The organism is Citrobacter sp. TBCS-14 (genome assembly GCF_005280805.1).
GTDB lineage: Bacteria > Pseudomonadota > Gammaproteobacteria > Enterobacterales > Enterobacteriaceae > Citrobacter > Citrobacter gillenii.
The window spans coordinates 101,287-125,077 of record NZ_SZWM01001252.1; the positions used below are offsets into that span (position 1 = coordinate 101,287).

Below are 23,791 nucleotides of genomic sequence, written 5' to 3' on the forward strand. Positions count from 1 at the left end.
CTCCCCAGGTCATGTATAGCCGGATGGCGACGCAGGCGTCTTATCCGGCCTACGGGTCCGTGCGCTCTCAGGCATAAGAATGCTTACGTCCCATCAGTGTGAGCAATGTATTCACTGACTGTAGCAGACTACCGTCATTGTTTAGCGTATGGCAGTCCTCTGGCGCATAGCGGGCTGCACGTTCAAGACGGGCGGCAATCTCCGTTTCATTTTCTCGCCCGCGCGCCAGTAAGCGCTGGCGCAACACGTCTTGTGATACCTGCAAACAGACCGGCAGCAGCGCCGCGCCGTAGCGTGATTTTGCCTGTGGCAGATGGGCGCGGGAGCCGTTTACCACCACATCAAACCCGGCGTGTAGCCAGAGGTCAATCTCCACGCCGACGCCGTAGTACAAGCCGTTGGCATGCCAGCTCAGCGCCAGCAGGTTCTGTCCGGCGCGGGTAAAAAACTCCTGTTCGCTCAGCGCAATATGGTTTTCATTCCCGGCGTTGGCGGCCCGGGTAATGTAACGATGCGCCACCAGCAGTTGCGCCTGTTCCTGCTGGCGGAGTTCGGCCAGCAGGCTGTCCTTACCGGAGCCGGACGGCCCCATCAGCCAGATCAGTTTTCCCATAGTCAGAACACCCTTTTTCCCTGCCGCCAGACGTGGTCGATATGCACGTGATCGCCTTTGCGGTGCGCCAGCACCAGATCCGCGCGTTTACCTTCAGCGATAACACCGCGATCGTCGAGATTCAGCGCCCGCGCCGGATTACGGGTCACCAGATGAATCGCCTGCGCCAGCGTGAAGCGGTTGGCATCGTCGTCCGCTACACGAAACGCTGCGTCGAGCAGGCTGGCGGGGTAGTAATCAGAGGAGAGAATATCCAACAGCCCCAGTTCAGCCAGCTTATGCGCCGCGACGTTGCCGGAGTGCGAGCCGCCGCGCACGATATTGGGTGCGCCCATCAGCACATTCATGCCGTGCTGGCGTGAAGCCTCTGCGGCTGCAAAGGTGGTGGGAAACTCGGCGATCACGCTGCCAAGTTGATGTGATTCGAGAACATGGTCATGGGTAGCGTCGTCGTGGCTTGCCAGCGCAATATGGCGTTCGCGACACATCTGCGCGATGGCGGTCCGGTTGGGCTGCGACCAGCGTGCGGCGAGGGCCAACTGTTCTTCTTCGTAGCGGGCCATCTGCTCATCGGTAAGTGAATACTTGCCCTGATAATATTCCCGGTATTTTTCGCGGTTGGCGAACTGGCGCTGGCCTGGCGAGTGATCCATCAGTGAAACCAGCGTCACTGGTTCGCGCCCGACCAGTTTTTCAAATAGCGGCAGGGTGGTGTGATGCGGCAGTTCGCAACGCAGATGCAGACGATGCTCGGCGCGGTTGACCCCGCGCTTCTGCGTTTCTTCCACCGCATTGATCATCTTTTCCAGATTTTCCAGGCGATCGCCGCCGTCGCGAACATCGCCAATCGCTACTGCATCCAGCACGGTGGTGATGCCGCTGGCGACCATCAGCGCGTCATGGCTGCTCATCGCCGAATGCGCGGGCCAATCCACCTTCGGGCGCGGGGTGAAGAATTTGTCGAGATTATCGGTGTGCAGTTCGATAAGCCCCGGCAGCAGCCAGCCACCTTCACCGTCCAGCGCCTCGGGCAGACGGCTCTGGCTTTCGGTAAAGGCGCGAATCACGCCGCCCTCCATTTCCAGCGATCCCTGTACCACTTCGTCTTCCAGCACCAGCTTTACGTTATTGATAATCATGCTGTGGTTCCCATCAGGTGCAAACGGTCCGCCACGCGGTCGCGAACGGTTTGATCGTGAAAAATACCGACAATTGCCGCGCCGCGCGCTTTGGCTTCTTCTATCAGTGCCACTACGGCGGCGCTGTTTTTGGCATCCAGCGACGCGGTGGGCTCATCGAGCAGTAAAATTGGGTAATCGACGATAAACCCGCGCGCAATGTTGACGCGCTGCTGCTCACCGCCGGAAAAGGTCGATGGGGCGAGATGCCACAGCGTTTCCGGGACGTTCAGACGTTCCAGCAGGCGCGCCGCTTTGGCCGCACACACGTCGCGGGAGACGCCCAGATCCAGCAGCGGTTGCATCACCACGTCCAGCGCCGAGACCCTGGGGATCACGCGCAGGAACTGGCTGACCCAGCCGATGGTGGAACGGCGCACTTCCAGCACTTTCCGCGCCGGAGCCTGCACCAGATCCACCCACTCGTCGCCGTGCTGAATATGAATATGGCCGGTGTCCGGCAGATAGTTGGCGTACAGCGAACGCAGCAGCGTTGATTTCCCACTGCCCGAGTGACCGTGCAGCACCACGCACTCACCGCTTTTTACGTCCAGAGTGGCGTTGTGCAACACCGGCAGGCGTACGCCGTTTTGCTGGTGCAGTACAAAGGTTTTACTGACATTTTCTACGCGGATCATTTGAGCCTCATGGTTCTTATTGCCGGATGGCGCTGCGCTTATCCGGCCTACAAAAAACGCACCTGTAGGCCGGATAAGGCGTAAGCCGCCATCCGGCACAACAAAAAATCAGTTCTGCAACACCGACGACACCAGCAGTTGGGTGTACGGATGATGCGGATCGTCGAGCACGCGGTCGGTTAATCCACTTTCCACCACCTGACCCTGTTTCATCACCAGTAAACGGTCTGCCAGCAGGCGCGCCACGCCCAAATCATGGGTGACAATCACCACGGCCAGATCCAGTTCCACCACCAGGCCGCGCAGCAGGTCCAGCAGTTTGGCCTGTACCGAGACGTCCAGCCCACCGGTGGGTTCATCCATAAATACCAGCCTGGGATGGGTGACGAGGTTGCGGGCAATCTGTAAACGTTGCTGCATGCCGCCGGAGAAGGTGGTGGGCAGATCGTCGATGCGCGAGGCGGGAATTTCGACGTCGGTCAGCCAGCGCTGCGCGGTAGCGCGGATGTCGCCATAGTGGCGTGCGCCGGTGGCCATCAGGCGTTCGCCGATATTACCGCCCGCCGAAACCAGACGGCGCAGGCCGTCCATCGGGTGCTGATGTACTACGCCCCATTCGGTGCGCAGCAGGCGGCGACGGTCGGCTTCGCTCATGCCGTACAGCGAACGGTTCTGATACACAATTTCGCCAGACTGCGGCGTCAGGCGCGAGGAAATCGACTTCAGCAGGGTTGTTTTGCCGGAACCGGACTCGCCCACAATGCCCAGCACTTCGCCAGGCCACAGGTCAAAAGAGACATCGCTGAAGCCTTTGCCCGGCGCGTAGAGATGGGTCAGGTTATTGACGGAAAGCAGCGGTTGCATCATTGGCTAAGGGCCTCGCTCTGTTGGCGGCAGTAGTCGGTGTCGGAGCAGACAAACATCCGTTTGCCGCTGTCGTCGAGCACCACTTCGTCGAGATAGCTGTGGGTGGAACCGCAGATGGCGCAGGGTTCATCCCAGCTCTGCACGGTAAACGGGTGATCGTCGAAATCGAGGCTCTCGACTCGGGTATACGGCGGTACGGCGTAGATGCGTTTTTCACGCCCGGCCCCGAACAGCTGCAGCGCGGGCATCCTGTCCATTTTCGGGTTGTCGAATTTTGGGATGGGTGACGGATCCATCACGTAGCGCCCGTTGACCTTGACCGGATAGGCGTAGGTGGTGGCGATATGGCCGAAGCGGGCGATATCCTCATACAGCTTCACCTGCATCACGCCGTACTCTTCCAGCGCGTGCATGGTGCGGGTTTCCGTCTCGCGTGGCTCGATAAAGCGCAGCGGTTCGGGGATCGGCACTTGGAAAATAATAATCTGATCTTCCGTGAGCGGCGTTTCCGGGATGCGGTGACGGGTCTGAATAAGCGTCGCGTCGCAGGTCGCGTCGGTGGTGTTTACCCCGGTTACGTGCCTGAAGAAGTTGCGAATGGACACCGCGTTGGTGGTGTCATCCGCGCCCTGGTCGATGACCTTCAGCACGTCAGCTTCACCTATCACGCTGGCGGTAAGCTGAATACCGCCGGTGCCCCAGCCGTAGGGCATGGGCATTTCACGCCCGCCGAACGGCACCTGATACCCCGGAATGGCGACCGCTTTCAGCAGTGCCCGGCGGATCATGCGTTTTGTTTGTTCATCGAGATAAGCAAAATTGTAGCCGGAAAGATTAGCGGTCACGGACGGCCTCCTGTTGCAGGCGTTTGAGCAGTTCCAGCTCGGCCTGGAAATCGACGTAGTGGGGGAGTTTGAGGTGGGAAACAAAACCCGCCGCCTCGACGTTATCCGCATGCGCCAGCACGAACTCTTCGTCCTGCGCCGGTCCCGTGACCGTTTCATCGTAGTCGGGTGCCTGTAGGGCGCGGTCTACCAGCGCCATTGCCATCGCTTTGCGTTCGCTCATGCCGAACACCAGCCCGTAGCCGCGGGTAAAATGGGGAGAGTCATTTTCTGGCGCGACAAAGCCGTTCACCATTTCGCATTCGGTCATCAGCAGTTCGCCGACGTTTACCGCAAATCCCAGCTCTTCCGGTACTATTTCCAGCGCCACATAGCCGCTGCGGATCTCGGCGGCAAACGGGTGATTGCGCCCGTAGCCGCGCTGGGTGGAGTAAGCCAGCGCCAGCAGATACCCTTCGTCGCCGCGCATTAGCTGTTGCAGGCGCGAGGCGCGCGAGCAGGGGTACACCGGCGGCGTGCGGGTGATGTCATCGGGCTGAGCGCCGTCGTCCTCTTCGTGCTTCGCCAGCCCCTGATTTGCCAGCAGGGAGAAGACGTGCGGGGCGGCATCCTGTTCACTCTCCGCGGCGCGCAGCGGCGGCGTCTCGCCGTTGGCCAGCAGAGTGAAATCAAGCAGGCGGTGGGTATAGTCGTAAGTTGAACCCAGCAACTGCCCGCCGGGAATATCCTTGTAGACGGCGGAAATACGCCGTTCCAGGCGCATCTCTGCGCTGTTGACCGGCTCGCTCACCGCCAGTTTTGCCAGCGTCGTGCGGTAAGCGCGTAGCAAAAAGATGGCTTCAATGTTGTCGCCGCTGGCCTGCTTGAGCGCCAGTGCCGCCAGTTCACGGTCGGCGATACCGCCTTCAGTCATGACCCGGTCAACGGCGAGGTTCATCTGCTGTTCGATTTGCGCCACGCTCAGTTCGGCAATGTGCGCATCGCCCCGGCGTCGGTTCTCCTGCAGCGCGTGGGCGTTGGCTATTGCCTTCTCGCCCCCTTTGACGGCAACGTACATCAGCACACCTCCACGTGGGTGGTTCGCGGAATAGCCAGCAGCCGTTCGCCACAGGTGAGGATCAGATCAATCCCCAGCGGGAACGGATGCGGGCGCTCGGTCAGTTCATGAATCAGGCATTCCGGTAATTGTGGGGCGATCATCCGTTCTTCGGCGATACCGGCCCCGGTCAGGCGCAGCATGCGTCCACCGCTTAAGCCCGCGATCTGCACAATCAGGGTCGCGCTGGTCTCTGGTGCTACGGCGGAACCGGAAGAGAGGGCGTTGAGCTGTTCGCTGCTAATGCGATTGTCGGCGATGGCAAAGGCCGCCTGCTGCGGTTGTTCTACCAGTGGGGCATTGGTGTGAAAACGCAGGTTCTGTCGGGCAATGTCGTTATCCATGGCTGGAGCCAGCCACACCGGGGTGTCACCGTCGACCAGGGTCAGCAGCACGCTGGTGGTCGCCAGACCCAGCGGCTGCCAGCCGTGTTTCAGCTGATGCAGGGCGACAATCACCCCCGGTTCGCTCATGGCTTTCAGCAGGCGACGAAAGCACTGCTGCGCATCCTGGACGGGTAAATTAAAGGCGCTCTGTAGTGCCGTAGATCGTGTCATGCGTTATCTCCGCGTACCAGTGTGAAGAAGTCGACCCGGCTGGCGTTGACTTCGGCACGGCGAGCGTTAATTAGCGCATCGCGTTCCGCTTCCAGCGGGGTAATTAAGGTTTCCATTACGCTCTGGAAATACGTCTGTTCCTGCAGCAGTGCGTCAATCACGGCGCACTGCACGGCGTGGGGTTTGTTGCGTCCCAGCAGGTAGCTATAACCCAGCGTGCCGCTCTTCAGGCGTACGACGGCGCGCGTTATCGTGGTATCACCGGCAAAAAAACGGTTGCCGGTGCCGCCTATGCGGGCCTGGATCTGCATCAGCCCGCTTTCAGGTGCGCGGATAAGTTCATATTCTGGTGTCAGTTTCAGCGCGTTGACGCGCGCATTCAGGTCTTCAGCGTTGCTGTAAGCCAGCGCGCGCATCCAGCGCTGGCGGGTGGCGGTATCAAGGTGCATTCAGTGCTCCATGGTGAATTCGATCATGTCGGCGCGGGTCAGGCTGACGGAGTATTCCGTCGCGTGTTCTTCGCCTTCACGGTGGTTCAGGGTGCGCACGCACAGCAGCGGCGCCATGTTGGGGATTTCCAGTACCTTGCTCTCTTTGGCCTGCGCGCGGCGGGCGCTGATGCGTGTTTGCGTGCGCAGTAACATCAGACCCAACTGCTCGCGCAGGTAGTCGTGCAGTGAGCCGTGGTTAAAGCCCTGCAACAGCGGCCAGAGGGTGAGGTCAGAAAAATAGTGGTCGATAAGACAGAGCGCGATGCCGTTCACCCGGCGCAGGGTGCGCAAATGGATGACGTTGTCGCCCTCGGTGACGCTGAGCGCGTCGGCAATATGGCTCGAGGCCGGGCGCAGCACCGCCAGCAACTTCTCGCTGGTGGGATGGCTGCCCTGGTCCAGCAGGTTCTGACTGAAGCGCGCCTGGGCATTCAGTGGGTAATCGAACGGGCGCATCAGCACCAGCACGCCGACGCCCTGACGACGCTGCACCCAGCCGCGTTCGACCAACTGGTCAATGGCGCGGCGCAACGTGTGGCGGTTGACCGCGTAGCGGGCGGCAAGCTGATGCTCGGCCGGAAGGTAGTCACCGCAGCGATAATGTTGACGAAGCTCCTGCTCAAGTCTGGCGGCAATTTCCTGATAACGCGTCGGATAACTGGTCGGATGTGTAGACAAGTGCATAGCAATCAATGCCTCGCTGATTAGATGAAGTGCTTACGCAAACGCTGAGAGAGGAAATCCAGCAGGCTGACGGTGACGATGATTAACACCATCAGGGCGCAGGTTTGCTGGAACTGAAAGCCGCGAATCGCCTCCCATAACGTCACGCCGATGCCGCCTGCGCCAACCATGCCGACCACCGTGGCGGAGCGGACGTTGGACTCAAAGCGGTACAGCGAGTAGGAGATGAGCAGCGGCATGACCTGCGGTAGAACGCCGTAGAGGATCTCTTCAATTTTGTTAGCACCCGTGGCGCGAATGCCTTCGACCGGACCCGGCTCAATGGCTTCTACCGCCTCGGAAAGCAGTTTGGAGAGCACCCCGGTGGTGTGGATAAACAGCGCCATCACCCCGGCGAACGGCCCGAGACCGACCGCAACCACAAACAGCATGGCGAAGACCATTTCGTTGATGGCGCGGCAGGCGTCCATCAGGCGACGCATCGGCTGGTAAATCCACCACGGCACCAGGTTGTCGGCGCACATCAGGCCGAAAGGAATCGACAGCACCACGGCGAGGGCGGTCCCCCAGACGGCGATTTGCAGGGTGATGGCCATTTCGCTGAGATAGTCCTGCCACTGGCTGAAGTCCGGCGGGAAGAAGTCAGCGGCGAAGGTCGCCATATTGCCGGAATCCTCGATCAGCGTGAGTGGAGCCATTTCGGCCCCTTTCCACGAGACGACCAGCACGGCGAGAAGAATGGCCCAGCTCAGCAGCGAGAACCAGCTACGCTTGGGCGGGGCGACGGTGATGGTTTGCATATTTGGCTCCGTTGGAACAGGTGTTTGCGTTGTAGGCCGGATAAGGTGTTTGCACCGCCATCCGGCATTTACGCGCTTGCCTGATGGCGCTGCACTTATCAGGCCTACAAATCACTGCACCGCTTTATTTACGCTGGTCATGGCACTCAGCGCGGCGGTCAGGCGGTCGAGATCATCCAGTTGTGCTTTAATCACCGAGGTTTTGCTGGTTTTCTCTTCCGCGTTCAGGCCCTTGTTGTCCTTCACGCCCTGCATCTCTTTAAACAGCGCCAGCTGGCGAATCGGTACCAGTTGCAGATCGCTGGAGGCACGGAACGGCGCCCAGCCCAGGCGTTCCAACGTGGCTTTCTCTTCCGGCGTTTTGCCATAGCTCATGAAGAAGTCGTACACCTTGTCCTTGGTGGTTTCGGAGAGGTTTTTGCGCCAGACGATCGGATCGCCTGGGATCAGCGGCGATTTCCAGATCACCTTCAGCGCTTTCAATTTTTCTGGTGCAGAGGTTTTTAACTTGTCGAGGTTTTCGGTGTTGTTGGTGGCAACATCCACCTGCTTGTTGGCGACGGCCAGGGCGTTAGTTTCATGCCCGGCGTTAACGGTGCGCTTGAAGTCGCTGGCAGCAATGTTGTTTTTCGCGAAGACGTAGTAACCGGGGACGAGGTAGCCCGAGGTGGAGTTTGGATCGCCGTTACCGAAGGTTAGATCCTTACGTTTGGCGATCAGATCGTTCAGGTTGTTGATCGGACTGTCTTTATTGACGATCAATACGCTCCAGTAACCCGGCGATCCGTCTGCTGCGACGGTCTGGGCGAAGACCTGTCCATTGGCGCGATCCACCGCTTCCATCGCCGAGAGGTTGCCGTACCAGGCGATATCGACTTTGTTAAAGCGCATGCCCTGGATGATCCCGGCGTAGTCCGGGGCGAAGAAGGCATTCACTTTTACGCCCAGCGATTTTTCCATGTCCTTCAGGAACGGTTCCCACTGTGGCTTCAGGTTTTGCTGTGATTCGGTCGAAATAATGCCAAAGTTCAGCGCTTTTTCCTGTTCTTCGGCATATGCCGGGCTTAAGAAGGTGCTGAGACTAAACATGCTGGTGAAGGCCAGCGCGGCAACTGTCTTATAACTCATTTCCATTCCTCATTGTGGGGATGTCAGGCAGCCTGTGCGTTCTGGTCGACGCGGTTCATGCTGCGGTAGAGATGGTCAAAACGTTCGTTATCAAACTGCTGGCTGCTGCCGTCGTAGAAGACGTGTCCCTGGCGCAGCGCAACAATGCGTTCGCAGTAGCGCAGGGCGTAATCCACCTGATGCAGCGTGACCACGACGGTGATGCCGTCGGTCTGGTTAATGTCGCGCAGGGTGTCCATCACGATGCGTGCAGATTCCGGGTCCAGCGAGGCAATCGGCTCATCGGCGAGGATCACTTTTGCCTGTTGCATCAGGGCGCGGGCGATGGCGACGCGCTGCTGCTGTCCGCCGGAGAGCGTAGAAACGCGCTGGTAGGCAAAGTGCGCCATGCCAACGCGGGTCAGCGCCTGTAACGCCCGTTGCTTCTGCTGTGGCGTAAACCAGCTAAAACAGGTGCGCCAGAACGGCGTGCTGCCGAGGGCGCCAATCAGCACGTTCTCCAGCACGGTGAGACGGTTCACCAGATTGAACTGTTGGAAGATATAGCCCGTATGGGCACGGCTTTTGCGGATGTCACGCGCCAGTCGGCCTTCACGTTGTACCGTGCGGCCTAATAGCTCGACGTGGCTACCTGGCGATTTATCACCGGTAATCAACCCGCTTAAATGACGTAAAAGGGTGGATTTGCCGGAACCTGATGGCCCAAGCAGAGCCACCATCTCACCGGAATGGATAGTCAGATCAACCGCATTCAGCGCCTGATGATGATTGAATGATTTGGAGAGTTTCTCGACGCGAATAACCGTTTGCATGATGCGGCCTCCCTAAAAAAGTGGCCCCATCGTGGCGGATTAATGTGACATTTTCGTTAAGGGATGGTTACTCGAAGATGAAGAGTTGAGCGATATTTGATGACAGTACGGGAGGACAAGCCTCCCGTAGGATTACTCCGTGGGGGGCTGCTGCTGTTTGACGACGTTGATCATCCACGGCACACCGTACTGGTCGGTGACTTTACCGAAACCGTGCGCCCAGAATGTTTCCTGCCAGTCCATTTCGATTTGACCTGTTGCTGCCAGGTTGTCAAACCAGCGCTTCCCTTCGTTGACATCCTGCGTGTCGAGGACCAGCGTGAAGCCGGAGTAATGGGCTTTTCCCGTCGTGACGCCGTCGCTCATCATGATGTCGCTGCCCGCAACACGCAGGTTGGCGTGGGCGATGGCGGTATCGGGGAATTTCATTCCAGAAGGGCAACCCTCTTCACTGTCCTGCGCCGACTGGGGCATTTCACCGAAGTTGATTTTGTAGAGCAGTTCTGCGCCCAGCGTCTGTTGGTAGTACGCAATGGCGTCAGCGCAGTTGCCTGCAAAAGAGATGTAGGGACTTAACGACATGATCTTTACCTCAGGTAAAAGAAGCCCGTTAAGTGTAGTTAGCGTAGGCCTGGTAAGCGAAGCGCCACCGGGCAATAAAAGCCGGATGGCGACTAACGCCTTATCCGGCCAACAAAATTAGTTCTTTTTCACAAACTCGGATTTCAGTTTCATCGGTCCGAATCCATCAATCTTGCAATCGATGTTGTGGTCGCCTTCCACCAGGCGGATGTTTTTCACTTTGGTACCGATCTTCAGCATGGAAGAGCTACCTTTGACCTTCAGATCTTTCACGACGGTTACGCTGTCGCCGTCGGCCAGCAGATTACCGTTAGCGTCTTTCACGATCAGTTCGTCGCCGTCATGCGCGGGTTCAGCATCGTTCCATTCGTGAGCGCATTCCGGGCAGATGAACATGCCGTTATCTTCGTAGGTGTATTCGGAGTTGCATTGTGGGCAGTGTGGTAATGACATGTGGATTTCCTCAAAAGTCAGCAGGGGCAAAAGCGCCCAAAAAATGGCAGATTGCCGAAAAAGGCCGCAATTATACATAAAATCCCTGCGGTTGTCGGGACTACTGTCTGATTAAGCGCTGAGGCACGGCGCAGATAAAGGTCTCAATACCTGTACTTTCCACTACTTGCACGTTTGGCGGAATATTTTTTAAGGGAAATTGCTCCGCTTTGTTATTTAAGTTAAGGTGAGGCGAACCACCTGATATTCATTGATAACATGGCTCTCAGAATGGCTTAGTTATTGTAAGTGGATATCGCATCCCCCTTAATTTAGGTAGGGGAATTAAACTGGCATTTTTCAAAACTGAACTACTCTGTTTATCTTTCTTACTTATTACAGTAAGGGAGAGGCATCGGGCCAGCGGTTATAAAACAAATTTAATTTAATAATATCAATTAGTTATTTTGATTTTAATTATTTCCACACGTAATGATAAAAGCCGAAAATTCATAAATAAAAAGATTTGGCTGAATAAAAGTAAGATTATTTGCGTTAAGGAAAAATTTTCCATGTACACACAGACAATATATGAATTAAGTCAGGAAGCTGAACGCTTGCTGATGCTCTCTCTTGACCATCTCAGGCAGTTGAAAAAATTGCCGACGACGTCGTTGGATGATGTCGCGTTGAAAAAAGGTGAGCATAGCGGGCACGTACAGCCCCTGCATTTCACTGCGCGTGGCATGGATGTCCAGCAAGCAACGCTCAATAATGAGCTACGGAAGGTCACGCGTCTGGAAATGGTACTGGCCATTGTCGGCACGATGAAAGCGGGAAAGTCGACGACGATTAATGCGATTGTGGGGACGGAAGTGTTACCCAATCGTAATCGTCCGATGACGGCCCTGCCGACGCTGATCCGCCATACGCCAGGCCAGAAAGATCCGGTGTTGTATTTTTCTCATGTCGCGCCGATTGATGCCTTAATGAAAACCTTGCAGCAGCGTGTGCGCGAGTGCGATCGCCGGTCTCTTAGCCATGAGCTGGAAATTGATAAAGATATGAATACGCTGCTGCTGCGTATTGAAAACGGTGTGGCGTTCGAGCGCACCTATTTAGGTGCCGAACCTATTTTCCAGTGCCTCAAGAGCCTGAACGATCTGGTGCGTCTGTCAAAAGCGCTGGAGGTTGATTTTCCTTTTTCTGCGTACGCCGCCATTGAGCATATTCCGGTGATTGAGGTTGAGTTTGTGCATTTGGCCGGGCAGGCAAATTATCCGGGGCAGTTAACCCTGCTGGATACGCCGGGGCCGAATGAAGCCGGACAGCCGCACTTACAAAAGATGCTGAAGGAACAGCTGGCGCGGGCGTCTGCGGTACTGGCGGTGATGGACTATACCCAACTGAAGTCGATTTCGGATGAGGAAGTTCGCCAGGCGATCACCGCGGTGGGTAAATCGGTACCGCTGTATGCCCTGGTCAATAAATTCGATCAAAAAGACCGTAATAGCGATGATGAAGAGCAGGTGCGGGCGCTGATTTCTGGCACGTTGATGAAGGGCGGTATTACGCCTGAGCGTATTTATCCGGTGTCTTCCATGTGGGGGTATCTGGCGAACCGCGCACGTCATGAACTGATGACTCACGGGCGGCTGCCGGATCACCAGCAACAACGTTGGGTACAGGATTTTGCCGAAGCGGCGCTGGGTCGGCGTTGGCGTACCGCCGATCTGGATGATACCGAGCATATTCGGCATGCTGCCGATTTACTGTGGCAAGACTCGCTGTTTGAGCAGCCGATTCAGAATGTTATTTATGCCGCCTACGCGAATGCCTCGCTCTATGCGCTCCGCTCCGCGTCCCATAAGCTGTTGAATTATGCGCAAAGCGCACACGAATACCTTGAGTTTCGCTATCACGGATTAACGGTCGCGTGTGACAAGTTGCAGCTGAACATCGACCATATTGAAGAGGATATGCAGCAGATCCAGGTGGGTCAGGAGCAGGTCAGCGATGAGGTTAAACACGAAGTTGATCTGGCACTGGAGGCGACCACCGCGTTTCTCAATCAGCAGCAGGCTGAGATCCTGGGCAGTATCGATAGGCTGTTTGAAAAAGAAAGCGTGCTGAGGATGTCACGACACGGTATGGGGTCGGGCGTTGCGGCGGCGGAAATGGCCGGAGAAATGCTGGTGCTGCATGATGAAGGGCAAGCGAAAATTGTGTTAGATAAAATTCGTTCCGCCTGTGAAGTCGTCCTGCTGGCGGCACAGGAGAGTATCAGCCGCGATTTAGCCCTGCGCTTTGAGCAACTTGAGTCGACGTTGTCGCGGGCGTTAAATGACGCCATACGACCCATTGAGCAGCGGGTGAAAGAGGAGTTAAGCCATGCCGGATTCCGTGCCCGGATCCGCTTTCCGGCGTTTCATTCGGCGATGTTTAACTTCAATACCCGCCAGTTGTTTAACGAAGCGATTGAGCAGGATACGCCGTTGGATGAAGGCACATCCTCCGCGGGCGGAGTGCGGGATACGTTCTCACGTTGGCTGAATCAGCCGAACTGGGGATGGAATGATGATGTCGCCGCAAAAACGCGGTACCTGATTGATATCAACGCACTGCACAACAGCCTTGGGCAGTACGTTACGCTGTTTTGCCAACAAATTCGTAAAGCTTTAGTGGCGCAGGTCGATATTTCTGTTACGGCTGGCATGGCGACGTTTTTTGCCGATTTTTCGCTGTGTCTGACGCAATTGCAGGCGAGCCTGCGTGAGAGTCTGATCCTGCGTCAGCAAAATGAATCTGCTGTGAGCGCATTGAGTGAACAACTGCAGCACCGTATTACGATTGCGTCATGGATTTATGAAGACTCCCGTTTGCTACGTGATGATATCCATACCCTTTTTGCAGCTGAGCATACATGACTAACGTGTTACTGGAAGGCCCCGGGCGGGCGCTGGAGTGCGTCTACCCAAAGTTTATGGTCGATCTGGTTCAGGGAGATGAAACCAAACGTTCCGGCGGTTTTCTGCAACAGCAGCAGCGTCTGCGCGCGCGCCTGACGCAGGAAGTGTTATCCCAGACACAGCTGCGGGCGTGGGTTCTGGCGGGCGTCTCCAGCGAGAATCTGATGATGCGCCTGAAGCTGGTGGAAAAACTGGCGAGCATGATTGACCCCGGTCATCTGGCGCTGGTGCGTATTACCGAAGGATTAGCGTTCCTGCAAGAGACGGAACGTCCGCGCGGGCAATCCACGCCCGGCATTATGCAGCAGATCAATACGCTCTCCAGCTGGTTTAGCCAACGCAGTGCTTATAAAGAAAAGGCGCTGACGCAGCGTGGGCTGACCGTTCAGGCAGGTGAGCACAGCGAACAAATTTTTACCCGTTGGCGGGCGGGGGCGTATGACGGCTGGTCACTGCCGGGGCGTTGTTTTGTCGCGCTGGAAGAGCTGCGCTGGGGCGCGTTTGGTGATGCTTGTCGGCTGGGCAATGCCGATGTGGTGGCGATGCTCAAAGATAATCTACGCACTATGGCGACCCAGTCGCTGGCGCACAGTGTGAATGCCGCACCCACCACGCGTCATTATTATCATCAATGGCTCAGTTCACCTACCGCAGGGGGATCACGCGAGCATAACGATATGCTGAGTTGGTTGGGCGACTGGTGTGATATGGAGCAGCATCCGGTGAGCGGGTCGGTGACGCAGCGTTGGCAAAATGTGGCGCTGGGGATGCCGCGACTGTGTTCGGCGAAGCGACTGGTGGATGCGATGGTTGAGGAGATTTTTGCACCGTCCCCTCGCAGAGGCTGAGAAGGGACGGTGAGTACGCAGCGGACTTAGTGGTGTAACGAGTCTGCCGGCGCGGTTGTCGATTCTGTGACGACCGGTGTTTTGTTAAAACGTTTGGCGTACAGGGCGGTGATAATCGGGACCAGAATCGCCGTGACAATCACGCTGGCGGCAACCAACGCGGTAGCGGAGGCGGCAACCGGTTCAAATGCCGGGTTAATCTGGGCAATAATGACCGGGTTTGCTACTGCAGCACCGGCTGCAGAAGAAGCCGCCACGCCCGCCGTACCGTTCCCGCCACCAATCACACGGTCAGCAATAATCAGCGGGATACCGGTAATCACGATGACCGCGACACCCAGCAGGATACCCAGCAGACCGGTATCAACGATAACGCTCAGGTTAATGGTGTTCCCCAGTGCGAAACCGAAGAACGGAATCAGTACCGGCGTCGCTTTGCTGAAGAAGGTACGCAGGTCGTGATCCAGGTTACCCAACGTAAAACCAATCAGGAACGGTAATACGGCGCCAACGAAATGGTGTGGCTCAAAGGAGGCGAGACCTGCAGAACCCAGAATGACCATGGTCATCAGCGGGCCGGATTCCAGAGACATCAGGACAAATGCGCCGGACTCTTCTTTAGTGCCGTACTGGTTCATCAGGCTGGCGTACAGACCGCCGTTGGTCATGTCCATTGCAGAGACAATTGCCAGGACGGAAAGACCCGCAAAGAATCCTGTTTGAATACCGGTATCAGGAATGAATGATGCGGCGATCATTGCCACTGCCCAGGCCACGGCGATTTTGGTTAATACCAGCGTACCGGACTTGCGTAATACCGTGCCGGTTGCCCGTAAATCAATAGAAGCACCAATACAAAAGAACCACACGGCCAGAATGGGAACGGTGCCGCTAATCATCCCTTTAGTAAATGAACCGAAATACGCACCGGTATCGGGAGCTAACGTATTTAACACCGCACCTAATAACAGAGGAATCAACATCATTCCGCCGGGGATGCGTTCAATCGTGGCCTTAATTTTCATAAACGTCCTCATATCTTATCGCCGATGATAAATGCGCAATAAAACAAAATATTATTTAAATTCAACAGGTTATTCGTGAGTCTTAACAAAGAAGAAAAGCTATCTCTTTGTTTTTTAAAATCTAACGCGGCATACGTTGAGCATGTCATTGCCCCCAGGGATAGTGCGTCTGGAATTAGTGTGCATTCATAAGAACGATGATTCAATCAAAATAAAACAGCGTTTTAGTTATCTTCATCACATATTTCACGCAAAAATTCCTAAAGCTTCCGATTATTAAAAAACCTGTAAATAAGTTGTAACGGGATTAGGTGTTTTTTTGCCTGGCAGGGTAATAATGACGTTCGTGATTGTTGATGCTGAAAAGCGATTTTTACTTGTAGTAAATAGGGAATTAATCGCAACCCTGGTGTGTAAAAAAGTTGACTAAGAATGACCTTATTTACGGAGGTTGACGAAATGAAATACTATGTGTGAAGTTGATCACAGATTTAAACACTGTTAGGGTAAAGAGGTCATTAACCGCCCAATCAGGCGTCAACAGGTTCGGTTGTACTGCGCATTGCCGTTCAGTGTAAGTAAACCTGCTACGCTTGTTACAGGGATTGCGCCTGTGCATTCCCCGCTCGGCGATGACCTTAGCGCATGCTGCGTTGGGAGAGTCTCGTGCGCGACAGGGCTAAGTCTATGAGGACTGGTATGCTAAAAAGGAAAAAAATAAAACCCATTACGCTTCGCGACGTCACCATTATTGATGACGGTAAACTGCGAAAAGCCATTACCGCAGCGTCGCTGGGTAATGCGATGGAATGGTTCGATTTTGGCGTTTATGGATTTGTTGCTTACGCATTAGGTAAAGTGTTCTTTCCGGGGGCTGACCCCAGCGTGCAGATGGTTGCTGCACTCGCCACCTTCTCCGTTCCCTTTCTGATTCGACCGCTTGGCGGACTGTTCTTCGGTATGCTCGGCGATAAATACGGTCGCCAGAAGATCCTCGCTATCACCATTGTCATTATGTCGATAAGCACCTTCTGTATTGGGCTTATCCCGTCGTATGCCTCGATTGGTATCTGGGCGCCAATATTGCTGTTGCTGTGTAAGATGGCGCAGGGATTCTCGGTGGGCGGGGAATACACCGGTGCTTCGATTTTCGTCGCGGAATATTCCCCGGACCGTAAGCGCGGATTTATGGGCAGCTGGCTGGACTTTGGCTCGATTGCCGGGTTTGTGCTGGGTGCGGGCGTAGTCGTGCTGATCTCGACCGTCGTCGGTGAGGAAAACTTCCTTGAGTGGGGCTGGCGTATTCCGTTCTTTATCGCGCTGCCGTTAGGACTGATTGGTCTGTATCTGCGCCACGCGCTGGAAGAAACCCCGGCGTTTCAGCAGCATGTCGATAAGCTGGAACAGGGCGATCGCCAGGGGCTGCAGGAAGGGCCGAAGGTTTCGTTTAAAGAAATCGCCACTAAACACTGGCGTAGTCTGCTGGCGTGTACCGGTCTGGTGATTGCCACCAACGTCACCTATTACATGCTGCTCACCTACATGCCGAGCTATCTGTCGCATAACCTGCATTACTCTGAAGATCACGGTGTGCTGATTATTATCGCCATTATGATTGGTATGCTGTTTGTGCAACCGATAATGGGGCTGCTGAGTGACCGTTTCGGGCGTCGACCGTTTGTGATCATGGGCAGTATTGCGCTGTTTGTGCTGGCCATCCCGGCCTTCATCCTGATTAACAGTAACGTCATCGGCCTGATTTTTGCCGGTTTACTGATGCTGGCGGTGATCCTCAACTGCTTTACCGGGGTGATGGCGTCAACGTTACCGGCAATGTTCCCGACGCACATTCGTTACAGTGCGCTGGCTGCGGCATTTAATATTTCGGTACTGATTGCTGGTCTGACACCGACGCTGGCCGCCTGGCTGGTGGAAAGTTCGCAGAACCTGATGATGCCGGCTTACTATCTGATGGTGGTTGCGGTGGTCGGTTTAATTACCGGTATGACCATGAAAGAGACCGCTAACCAGCCGCTGAAAGGGGCGACGCCTGCCGCTTCGGATATTCAGGAAGCGAAAGAAATCCTCGGCGAGCACTACGATAATATCGAGCAGAAGATTGAAGATATCGATCAGGAAATTGCGGATTTGCAGGTTAAGCGTTCACGCCTGGTCCAGCAGCATCCGCGTATTGATGAATAATCGTGTTACTGCCTGATGGCGCGCAGCTTTCAGGCCTACGGGTAGCGTTGTACTCAGTAGGCCGGATAAGGCGTTAGCCGCCATCCGGCGCGTGGCCTTAAGGTTGGCTTAATCTCTGTCAGGCAAACTCTCCTCCATACTATCGGAGGAGAGCGTCATGAAAACCCGTATCTATGAAAGTTTAACCACCGTGTGCAGCCTGCTGATTGTGAGCAGCTTTGTGTACGTGTGGGTGAGCTCTTACTGATCTTTCTCCAGTACTACGCTGGCTCGGGTGCCGGTGGCTCCCGTGCGATTTTGCAAAAAGAACTGCCCGCGATGGAGCTGGGTTATGCGGCTGACAATGCTCAGCCCCAGTCCAATACCGCCAAAACGACTGTCCATGCGCACAAACGCTTTGCTTAACTCCCCGCATTTACTTTCATCAATGCCCGGCCCTTCGTCTTCAATGACCATTTGCGCCTCCGGGTCAGTATGCAGGCTAATTCTAATATTACTGCCCTCCGGGCTGTAACGATGCGCATTTTCGACTAAGTTACGCAGCAGCATACGCAACAGCGTAACGTCGCCACGCACCACGACATCGGTAGCGCTCTCGGGTAATAGAAGCGTTTGTTGCCGCTGATCCAGCATAGTGCTGAGTTCATCGTAGGCAGGCAGTATGACGTCCTCCAGCAGTTTGACATGCTGGTAATTCCCCGCTGAAAACGACTGACCCACGCGGGCAAGCTGCAGCAGCTGCGACACGCAGTCCATCATTTGGTCTAAGCGGGCAATAAGCGGTGAAACGTCCACGTTGTGGGTTTTTGACAGTAATTCCAGGTGCAGGCGAACGCCAGATAACGGTGTGCGCAGCTCGTGAGCGACGTCGGCAGTAAACAGACGCTCATTGTCGAGAGTGTTGGTGAGTCGCGTCACCAGCTGATTCAGTGCCGTGACGACCGCCTGTATCTCAACGGTAGAGCTGCGGATCTCTATAGGGGTCAGGTTATCGGCCGTGCGCGCTTCTAACTCTTTTTGCAGGTTGGCAAGCGGGCGGGTGATCCGTCGCACTGCCTGATAGCAAATCAGCAGCGTCAGGCTGACCATAAAGAGACCGGGGACGATCAGGCTGGCGATGGCCTCGCGGATCTCATGCATGATGTGGCGATCGTTGTTACGGTTTTCGCGCAACGCCTGTTCGAACAGCTGTATTTGTTCGGTGCTTTCATGCCACAGCCAGAAGGTGCTAATCAGCTGAAAGACCACCAGAATCAGGCCGATCGTTATCATCAAACGATGGCGCAGCGGCAGCGGCTGTTTTAAATAACGTATCAGCTTCACTTAGTTTTCCTCAGTGGCGACCAGCATGTAGCCAAATCCCCTGACCGTGCGAATACGGGCTTTACCCACTTTATCGCGCAGGTTATGAATGTGAACTTCCAGCGTATTGGTCGACGGTTCGTTATCCCAGCTGTAGATATCGTTATACAGGATTTCCCGGTGTACCGGGCTGCCCGCTTTGAGCATCAAGCGCGACAGCAGCGCGTACTCTTTCGGCGTTAAGATAACCTCTTGCCCGTCCATCCATACCTGGCGACGACCAATGTTCAGCGTCAGGTTACCGACAGTCAACTCGCTCTCGCCCTGATTGTTATGGCGGCGCAGCAAGGCCCGAATACGGGCATGCAGTTCTTCCAGCGCGAACGGTTTGACCAGATAGTCATCGGCACCGACGTCCAGCCCGGCAACCCGGTCTTTGAGCGTATCGCGGGCGGTGAGGATCAGCACCGGAATCGTGTATTTTTTCTGCCTGATGCGGTTGAGAAAGTGCAGGCCGTCTTCATCAGGTAAACCGAGATCCAGTACCACCAGACTATAATGCCCGGTCTCCAGACATTGCTCTGCGGCACGGGCGGTTGACACGCCGTCGCAGGCATAGCCTTCCGTTTGGGCGGCAAGGATCAGTCCCTGTAATAACAGCGTATCGTCTTCAACAATCAGAATTTTCATTCAGTTAGCCTCCCCGGCATGGGTGCAGAATATCATCTGCCGTCTGGTAATTCCTGGTCTGTACGCCCGTTAATCCCAGCAGGGTGGAGAACAGATTATCTTGTGAGAAGTCTTCTGCGCTGGCCCGTTTTTGCAAACATGTTTGCGAGATCTGGTAGCGTTGCTGGTAGTCCTCTGACAACCACAGCAGCATCGGTACATGCTTTTGTGTTTCTGGCGCGATGGAATACGGCAGGCCGTGTAAATAGACGCCGTTTTCCCCTAACGATTCACCGTGATCGGAAAGATAGACCAGGCTGGTGGTGAAATTGTCCTGATGCGCTTTCAGTATATTGATTGCTTTATCAACAATATAGTCAACATACAGGATGGTATTGTCGTAGGTATTCACCAGTTGTTGCTGCGAGCAGGTTTGGATCTCATTGGTGTCGCAGGTTGGGGTGAATTTCTTGAACTGCGGCGGATAGCGGTTGTAATAGGTCGGGCCGTGGCTGCCGATGGTGTGCAGCACAATCACGCCGTCGCCCTGAAGATGGTTAATGTACTCTTCCAGCCCGTGGAACAGAACGTCGTCGTAGCATTCACCGTCGATGCACTGCCCCGGCAGATTTAGCTTGGTCATATTCTGATGCGGTACGCGATCGCATGCGCCTTTACAGCCGCCGTCGTTATCATTCCACAGCACGTTGATTCCCGCCCGCTGAATGACATCAAGTACGCCTTCCTGGTGGTGCGCCAGCTCTTCATCGTAGTGTGCACGCGGCATGTCGGAGAACATGCAGGGGACGGACACCGCCGTCGCCGTCCCGCAGGACGTGGTGCGCGGGAAATAGACCACGTCATCTTTTTCCAGCCGCGGGTTGGTCTGGCGTGAATACCCCGACAGCGAGAAGTTATCCCCGCGCGAGGTTTCTCCCAGCACCACGATGGTGAGATTTTTACGCTTTTCTTTCAGCATTAACGGATTGCGGTGGGCATCTTCGCCAATACGCACCAGCGGCAAATCGGCCAGGCGCTGGTGTGAATACCAGGACGAGGTGGCGACGATGCTGTTGGACGGGCTGAGGGATTTAACCAGCTCTTTGTTGTTGCGAAACAGTGAGGCGTAATCTTTGTAGAAGAAGGTGGCGACCAGCACGATCAGCAGTACCGAGACCAGGATATTTGCCCCCCGGTACAGCACGCTACGCAATACCGGCGTCGTTGGTTTAATTTTGATCCAGCAGGCGATGATCGCCGCCAGAATACCGCTTATCCCGAGCGTGATGATCATTTGCGGCGTCAGCAAGGCGAAGGTTTCAGCGGGCGTGGTATCCATCATATTGGCGATCATCGAGCGGTCAATGATGATGCCGTAGGTCATGATGAAATACTGGGCAGAGGCACCCACCAGAATGAAAATGCAGGCCAACGGGCGGTTAAGCCACAGGAATGAAGCCAGCGTCAGCACAATGTTCATGACGCTGAAGGCCACCACCGGCATGGAGAGAAACACCAGCACGTTGCGCAGGGAGTCCAGCGGGAGGTCTTGCAGCACCTGCTTATAGAACGCGACGTTCAGAAAGGTGGCCAGATAAAAAGAGATCAGCAGCAGCCAGCTGATGTGCCCGAGAGTCGGTCTTTTAAACAGGTGCTTTAACATGAAGAGGAAATTCCATCGACTAAGTGGGGCAGATCCTCGCAAAGTAAAGTTAAGCCAACCTTAAGAACTTAAGATTGGCTTAATACCGGATGGCTGCGATGCCTTGTCCGGCCTATATGCACCCCTGCTGCTTACATTAATTATTGTTAACTGGGGCATCCAGTGGATACGGATTTTTATGGATCCGGTTGTAATTAAGGGCATACAGCGCGGTGATGATCATCAGCATCACGAATGACCACATCACTTCTTTGGCGCCCGAGCCGACCACTGCCCAGATGCAGTAGATAAATGCCACGAAGGTGACCAGCAAGTACAGAGGACGTGCTTTACCAAAGTGACCATGGCCCAGCAGCAACAGGGCGGCACAGGTATACAGGTAAGGCACCAGCGTGAAGATGACCGAGACAGAAGAGACCAGACCAAACTCTTTGGCGGCGTTCGGTGACATGCTGCTGAACTGGAAGAGAGTCATCAGGATCCCGACGATAATTAACCCGGCAACCGGCGTACCGGCTTTGTTGACGCGAGCGAAAATCGGTGGGAACAGACCGTCGTCGGCCGCCGCTTTTGCGGTTTGCCCGGCAAGCAACGTCCAGCCGCCCAGTGAGCCGAGACACCCGGCCGCTGCGCAGAAGGAGACAATCGCGCCTGCGGTGTCACCCAATGCCATGCGTGCCGCATCGCCGAATGGTGAAGCCGAAACGCGCAGCGCCGCGTTAGGGATCATGCCCATAATCGCGGTGGTAGAAAGCACGTAGCAGACGGCGGCAATCAGTACCCCGCCAATGGTGGCGATAGGAACGTTACGTTTAGGGTTTTTGACCACGCCCGCAGCCACAGAAGCACTTTCTACCCCGATGAATGACCACAGGGTGACGTTCAAGGTGCTTTGGATCGCGCCGAAGGTGTTCATGCCGCTGACGTTCCAGGCTGCCATATAGGTTTCACCGCGAAACCAGAACCAGCCGAAGACGGCAATCCCGACAATGGGCACCAGTGCCAGCACGGTAGCAATGGCCTGCACGCGGGTGATCATTTTCGGCCCGACGATATTCAGCAACACGAAGACCCACAGTACGGCGACGCAGGTCAGCGTCAACACCAGCGGATCTTTTAAGATGGGGAAAAAGTAGCTCAGGTAACCCACGCCAATGACCACCATCGCGATGTTACCGATCCAGCAGGCCAGCCAGTACAGGACGTTGGTTTGATAGCCTAAGAAGGGACCGAAGCAGCGGCGGGCATACGCGTAAGAACCACCGGGACTGGAGTCTAAGGACGACATTTTGGCGTACACCATCGACAGCGCCAGCGCGCCGATAATCGTGACCAGCCATCCGTAGATTGCAATCCCGCCAGTTGACGCCAGATTGGCGGGTAACAGGAATACACCGGAACCCATAATATTCCCCGACACCATTAAGGTGACGGGGATTAAGCCCACTTTGTGAGCATCAGCATCCGTCGACATATTTCTTAACTCCTGATAAGGATAAATGACGACATATCATACCTCCGCAGAAGATGATTGAATTATGGCGAAAGGGGAGTATCGCCAATGCTGATATTATTATGGCTTATTGCTAAATGATTAAAAATCAGGCGGCCGTTTGTTCCCGGTGCAGGCTAACATAATGCAGTGGGGTCATCCCGTAGAACTCTTTGAATACAGAGATGAAGTATGACGTACTGTTATATCCGCACAGTTGTGACACCTGAGATATGTTTTTTCCGTCCATCAATAATTGATTGACGGCATAACGCATGCGACAGGTGGTAATTATTTGGCTGTAACTTGTATTTTCATTTTTGAGCTTTTTCTTTAACAAACTGGGGCTCAGGCACAGGCAGCTGGCGACCAGACTCAAGTTCCAGTCTTTATGAATATCACTCTCAATGATGTGATAAACGCTGTCGCTAATGCGGCTGCGTAACATATGCATCAGCAGCGGGAGAAACTTTTTGCTGTCGAGAAAGCGTGATAGCACGGTGAACAGCAGTGCACGCGTCCGTTCTGCCTCCCCTTCATTCAGCGTTTCCATCACGCTGTGCTGGGCGGCGACCCGAAACACATCCGGCGTCAGGCAGGCAGCGGTCATTACCGGGCTGGCACTGCGTTGCCAGAGGGGGATTTGTGAGAGATCTTTATTTAAAAATCGTAAGTAATCTTTAATAATGTCGCGACTGATGTGAACCACCAGGGCGTTATTGAGTGAAGAGAAGTCGATAATATTATTATCACATGCCACCAGTGCCATGTGGTTGGCTTTTAAACTGATGGCTTCTTTACCGTTAATCCTTAACCAAACATCTTTCTCCGTTAATACAACAACACAAGCTTCTTTGCTGCAAACCCTCATACCCGAACTCCTGGAATATGAATATAA

24 protein-coding genes are annotated in these 23,791 nt (G+C 55.1%); 4 read left to right on the top strand and 20 right to left on the bottom strand.

Going from position 1 to position 23,791, the window contains the following annotated elements; translation table 11 throughout:
• Positions 1-67: 67 nt before the first annotated feature.
• The 14 genes from phnN to FDX22_RS27075 form a co-directional block, all read right to left on the bottom strand.
• Positions 68-613 (bottom strand): ribose 1,5-bisphosphokinase, encoded by a 546-nt coding sequence (phnN, locus tag FDX22_RS27010; protein ID WP_115259675.1) that lies wholly within the window; start codon positions 611-613, stop codon positions 68-70.
• Between the two features lie 2 nt (positions 614-615).
• Positions 616-1,752 (bottom strand): alpha-D-ribose 1-methylphosphonate 5-triphosphate diphosphatase, encoded by a 1,137-nt coding sequence (phnM, locus tag FDX22_RS27015; RefSeq protein WP_096758663.1) that lies wholly within the window; start codon positions 1,750-1,752, stop codon positions 616-618.
• The gene (phnL, locus tag FDX22_RS27020) at positions 1,749-2,429 is read right to left on the bottom strand and encodes a phosphonate C-P lyase system protein PhnL (RefSeq protein WP_117343579.1); all 681 of its coding nucleotides are present in this window, start codon (positions 2,427-2,429) and stop codon (positions 1,749-1,751) included. Before phnL ends, phnM begins: the two co-directional genes overlap by 4 nt.
• Positions 2,430-2,537: 108 nt before the next feature.
• Positions 2,538-3,296: a phosphonate C-P lyase system protein PhnK gene (gene phnK / locus FDX22_RS27025; protein ID WP_146718047.1), complete on the bottom strand. Its 759-nt coding sequence runs from the start codon at positions 3,294-3,296 to the stop codon at positions 2,538-2,540.
• On the bottom strand, positions 3,293-4,084 hold the full coding sequence (gene phnJ / locus FDX22_RS27030) for an alpha-D-ribose 1-methylphosphonate 5-phosphate C-P-lyase PhnJ (protein ID WP_137399228.1): 792 nt from the start codon (positions 4,082-4,084) through the stop codon (positions 3,293-3,295). Before phnJ ends, phnK begins: the two co-directional genes overlap by 4 nt.
• Before the next feature lie 46 nt (positions 4,085-4,130).
• The gene (locus FDX22_RS27035) at positions 4,131-5,198 is read right to left on the bottom strand and encodes a carbon-phosphorus lyase complex subunit PhnI (RefSeq protein WP_135912710.1); all 1,068 of its coding nucleotides are present in this window, start codon (positions 5,196-5,198) and stop codon (positions 4,131-4,133) included.
• Positions 5,198-5,794, bottom strand: a complete 597-nt coding sequence (gene phnH / locus FDX22_RS27040; RefSeq protein WP_096758658.1) for a phosphonate C-P lyase system protein PhnH — start codon at positions 5,792-5,794, stop codon at positions 5,198-5,200. The genes FDX22_RS27035 and phnH overlap by 1 nt, the downstream gene beginning before the upstream one ends.
• Positions 5,791-6,243, bottom strand: coding sequence for a phosphonate C-P lyase system protein PhnG (gene phnG / locus FDX22_RS27045; protein ID WP_146718048.1), 453 nt, complete (start codon positions 6,241-6,243; stop codon positions 5,791-5,793). The genes phnH and phnG overlap by 4 nt, the downstream gene beginning before the upstream one ends.
• Positions 6,244-6,969, bottom strand: coding sequence for a phosphonate metabolism transcriptional regulator PhnF (gene phnF, locus FDX22_RS27050; RefSeq protein ID WP_115259669.1), 726 nt, complete (start codon positions 6,967-6,969; stop codon positions 6,244-6,246).
• A 20-nt stretch (positions 6,970-6,989) separates the two neighbouring features.
• Positions 6,990-7,769 (bottom strand): phosphonate ABC transporter, permease protein PhnE, encoded by a 780-nt coding sequence (gene phnE, locus FDX22_RS27055; RefSeq protein ID WP_096758655.1) that lies wholly within the window; start codon positions 7,767-7,769, stop codon positions 6,990-6,992.
• Positions 7,770-7,880: 111 nt separating this feature from the next.
• A complete protein-coding gene (gene phnD / locus FDX22_RS27060) occupies positions 7,881-8,897 on the bottom strand; it encodes a phosphonate ABC transporter substrate-binding protein (protein ID WP_137399194.1) in 1,017 nt (338 codons plus the stop codon).
• Positions 8,898-8,920: 23 nt separating this feature from the next.
• Positions 8,921-9,709 carry a phosphonate ABC transporter ATP-binding protein gene (gene phnC, locus FDX22_RS27065; RefSeq protein WP_115259667.1) on the bottom strand — a complete coding sequence of 263 codons (789 nt, stop codon included), beginning with the start codon at positions 9,707-9,709 and terminating at the stop codon, positions 8,921-8,923.
• Between the two features lie 132 nt (positions 9,710-9,841).
• The gene (gene yjdN / locus FDX22_RS27070; RefSeq protein WP_146718049.1) at positions 9,842-10,291 is read right to left on the bottom strand and encodes a VOC family metalloprotein YjdN; all 450 of its coding nucleotides are present in this window, start codon (positions 10,289-10,291) and stop codon (positions 9,842-9,844) included.
• Positions 10,292-10,408: 117 nt separating this feature from the next.
• Positions 10,409-10,744, bottom strand: a complete 336-nt coding sequence (locus FDX22_RS27075) for a zinc ribbon domain-containing protein YjdM (protein WP_117343575.1) — start codon at positions 10,742-10,744, stop codon at positions 10,409-10,411.
• A gap of 551 nt (positions 10,745-11,295) precedes the next feature.
• On the opposite strand from FDX22_RS27075, the gene crfC reads away from it, so the two are divergent.
• Positions 11,296-13,650, top strand: a complete 2,355-nt coding sequence (gene crfC, locus FDX22_RS27080) for a clamp-binding protein CrfC (RefSeq protein WP_146718050.1) — start codon at positions 11,296-11,298, stop codon at positions 13,648-13,650.
• A complete protein-coding gene (locus tag FDX22_RS27085) occupies positions 13,647-14,540 on the top strand; it encodes a diguanylate cyclase regulator RdcB family protein (protein ID WP_146718051.1) in 894 nt (297 codons plus the stop codon). Before crfC ends, FDX22_RS27085 begins: the two co-directional genes overlap by 4 nt.
• Before the next feature lie 26 nt (positions 14,541-14,566).
• Here the strand turns inward: FDX22_RS27085 and kdgT are convergent, their stop codons facing one another.
• Positions 14,567-15,565 carry a 2-keto-3-deoxygluconate transporter gene (gene kdgT, locus FDX22_RS27090; protein ID WP_096758648.1) on the bottom strand — a complete coding sequence of 333 codons (999 nt, stop codon included), beginning with the start codon at positions 15,563-15,565 and terminating at the stop codon, positions 14,567-14,569.
• Positions 15,566-16,264: 699 nt separating this feature from the next.
• Here kdgT and proP point away from each other — a divergent pair.
• On the top strand, positions 16,265-17,767 hold the full coding sequence (proP, locus tag FDX22_RS27095) for a glycine betaine/L-proline transporter ProP (RefSeq protein ID WP_115259664.1): 1,503 nt from the start codon (positions 16,265-16,267) through the stop codon (positions 17,765-17,767).
• A gap of 157 nt (positions 17,768-17,924) precedes the next feature.
• Entirely contained in the window at positions 17,925-18,014 is a 90-nt protein-coding gene (pmrR, locus tag FDX22_RS27100; RefSeq protein WP_096758646.1) for an LpxT activity modulator PmrR, read from the top strand.
• Here pmrR and pmrB read toward each other — a convergent pair.
• The 5 genes from pmrB to FDX22_RS27125 form a co-directional block, all read right to left on the bottom strand.
• Positions 18,008-19,081, bottom strand: coding sequence for a two-component system sensor histidine kinase PmrB (pmrB, locus tag FDX22_RS27105; protein ID WP_170974747.1), 1,074 nt, complete (start codon positions 19,079-19,081; stop codon positions 18,008-18,010). The two genes, pmrR and pmrB, sit on opposite strands and share 7 nt — an antisense overlap.
• 9 nt (positions 19,082-19,090) lie before the next feature.
• On the bottom strand, positions 19,091-19,759 hold the full coding sequence (gene pmrA, locus FDX22_RS27110) for a two-component system response regulator PmrA (RefSeq protein ID WP_115259662.1): 669 nt from the start codon (positions 19,757-19,759) through the stop codon (positions 19,091-19,093).
• A gap of 4 nt (positions 19,760-19,763) precedes the next feature.
• A complete protein-coding gene (eptA, locus tag FDX22_RS27115) occupies positions 19,764-21,401 on the bottom strand; it encodes a phosphoethanolamine transferase EptA (RefSeq protein ID WP_146718052.1) in 1,638 nt (545 codons plus the stop codon).
• Positions 21,402-21,537: 136 nt separating this feature from the next.
• Positions 21,538-22,875: an arginine/agmatine antiporter gene (gene adiC / locus FDX22_RS27120; RefSeq protein ID WP_096758642.1), complete on the bottom strand. Its 1,338-nt coding sequence runs from the start codon at positions 22,873-22,875 to the stop codon at positions 21,538-21,540.
• 127 nt (positions 22,876-23,002) lie between these two features.
• Positions 23,003-23,764 carry an AraC family transcriptional regulator gene (locus tag FDX22_RS27125; protein ID WP_096758641.1) on the bottom strand — a complete coding sequence of 254 codons (762 nt, stop codon included), beginning with the start codon at positions 23,762-23,764 and terminating at the stop codon, positions 23,003-23,005.
• Positions 23,765-23,791 lie beyond the last annotated feature (27 nt).

Bases quoted from the DNA above. Each gene is read 5' to 3' on its own strand.
- FDX22_RS27085 (WP_146718051.1), top strand. From the start codon at position 13,647: ATGACTAACGTGTTACTGGAAGGCCCCGGGCGGGCGCTGGAGTGCGTC.
- phnM (WP_096758663.1), bottom strand. From the start codon at position 1,752: ATGATTATCAATAACGTAAAGCTGGTGCTGGAAGACGAAGTGGTACAG.
- phnJ (WP_137399228.1), bottom strand. From the start codon at position 4,084: ATGATCCGCCGGGCACTGCTGAAAGCGGTCGCCATTCCGGGGTATCAG.
- phnG (WP_146718048.1), bottom strand. From the start codon at position 6,243: ATGCACCTTGATACCGCCACCCGCCAGCGCTGGATGCGCGCGCTGGCT.
- adiC (WP_096758642.1), bottom strand. From the start codon at position 22,875: ATGTCGACGGATGCTGATGCTCACAAAGTGGGCTTAATCCCCGTCACC.
- pmrA (WP_115259662.1), bottom strand. From the start codon at position 19,759: ATGAAAATTCTGATTGTTGAAGACGATACGCTGTTATTACAGGGACTG.
- FDX22_RS27035 (WP_135912710.1), bottom strand. From the start codon at position 5,198: ATGTACGTTGCCGTCAAAGGGGGCGAGAAGGCAATAGCCAACGCCCAC.
- phnN (WP_115259675.1), bottom strand. From the start codon at position 613: ATGGGAAAACTGATCTGGCTGATGGGGCCGTCCGGCTCCGGTAAGGAC.
- FDX22_RS27075 (WP_117343575.1), bottom strand. From the start codon at position 10,744: ATGTCATTACCACACTGCCCACAATGCAACTCCGAATACACCTACGAA.
- phnL (WP_117343579.1), bottom strand. From the start codon at position 2,429: ATGATCCGCGTAGAAAATGTCAGTAAAACCTTTGTACTGCACCAGCAA.
- phnC (WP_115259667.1), bottom strand. From the start codon at position 9,709: ATGCAAACGGTTATTCGCGTCGAGAAACTCTCCAAATCATTCAATCAT.
- phnD (WP_137399194.1), bottom strand. From the start codon at position 8,897: ATGAGTTATAAGACAGTTGCCGCGCTGGCCTTCACCAGCATGTTTAGT.
- phnH (WP_096758658.1), bottom strand. From the start codon at position 5,794: ATGACACGATCTACGGCACTACAGAGCGCCTTTAATTTACCCGTCCAG.
- phnK (WP_146718047.1), bottom strand. From the start codon at position 3,296: ATGATGCAACCGCTGCTTTCCGTCAATAACCTGACCCATCTCTACGCG.
- kdgT (WP_096758648.1), bottom strand. From the start codon at position 15,565: ATGAAAATTAAGGCCACGATTGAACGCATCCCCGGCGGAATGATGTTG.
- pmrR (WP_096758646.1), top strand. From the start codon at position 17,925: ATGAAAACCCGTATCTATGAAAGTTTAACCACCGTGTGCAGCCTGCTG.
- proP (WP_115259664.1), top strand. From the start codon at position 16,265: ATGCTAAAAAGGAAAAAAATAAAACCCATTACGCTTCGCGACGTCACC.
- yjdN (WP_146718049.1), bottom strand. From the start codon at position 10,291: ATGTCGTTAAGTCCCTACATCTCTTTTGCAGGCAACTGCGCTGACGCC.
- eptA (WP_146718052.1), bottom strand. From the start codon at position 21,401: ATGTTAAAGCACCTGTTTAAAAGACCGACTCTCGGGCACATCAGCTGG.
- phnF (WP_115259669.1), bottom strand. From the start codon at position 6,969: ATGCACTTGTCTACACATCCGACCAGTTATCCGACGCGTTATCAGGAA.
- crfC (WP_146718050.1), top strand. From the start codon at position 11,296: ATGTACACACAGACAATATATGAATTAAGTCAGGAAGCTGAACGCTTG.
- FDX22_RS27125 (WP_096758641.1), bottom strand. From the start codon at position 23,764: ATGAGGGTTTGCAGCAAAGAAGCTTGTGTTGTTGTATTAACGGAGAAA.
- phnE (WP_096758655.1), bottom strand. From the start codon at position 7,769: ATGCAAACCATCACCGTCGCCCCGCCCAAGCGTAGCTGGTTCTCGCTG.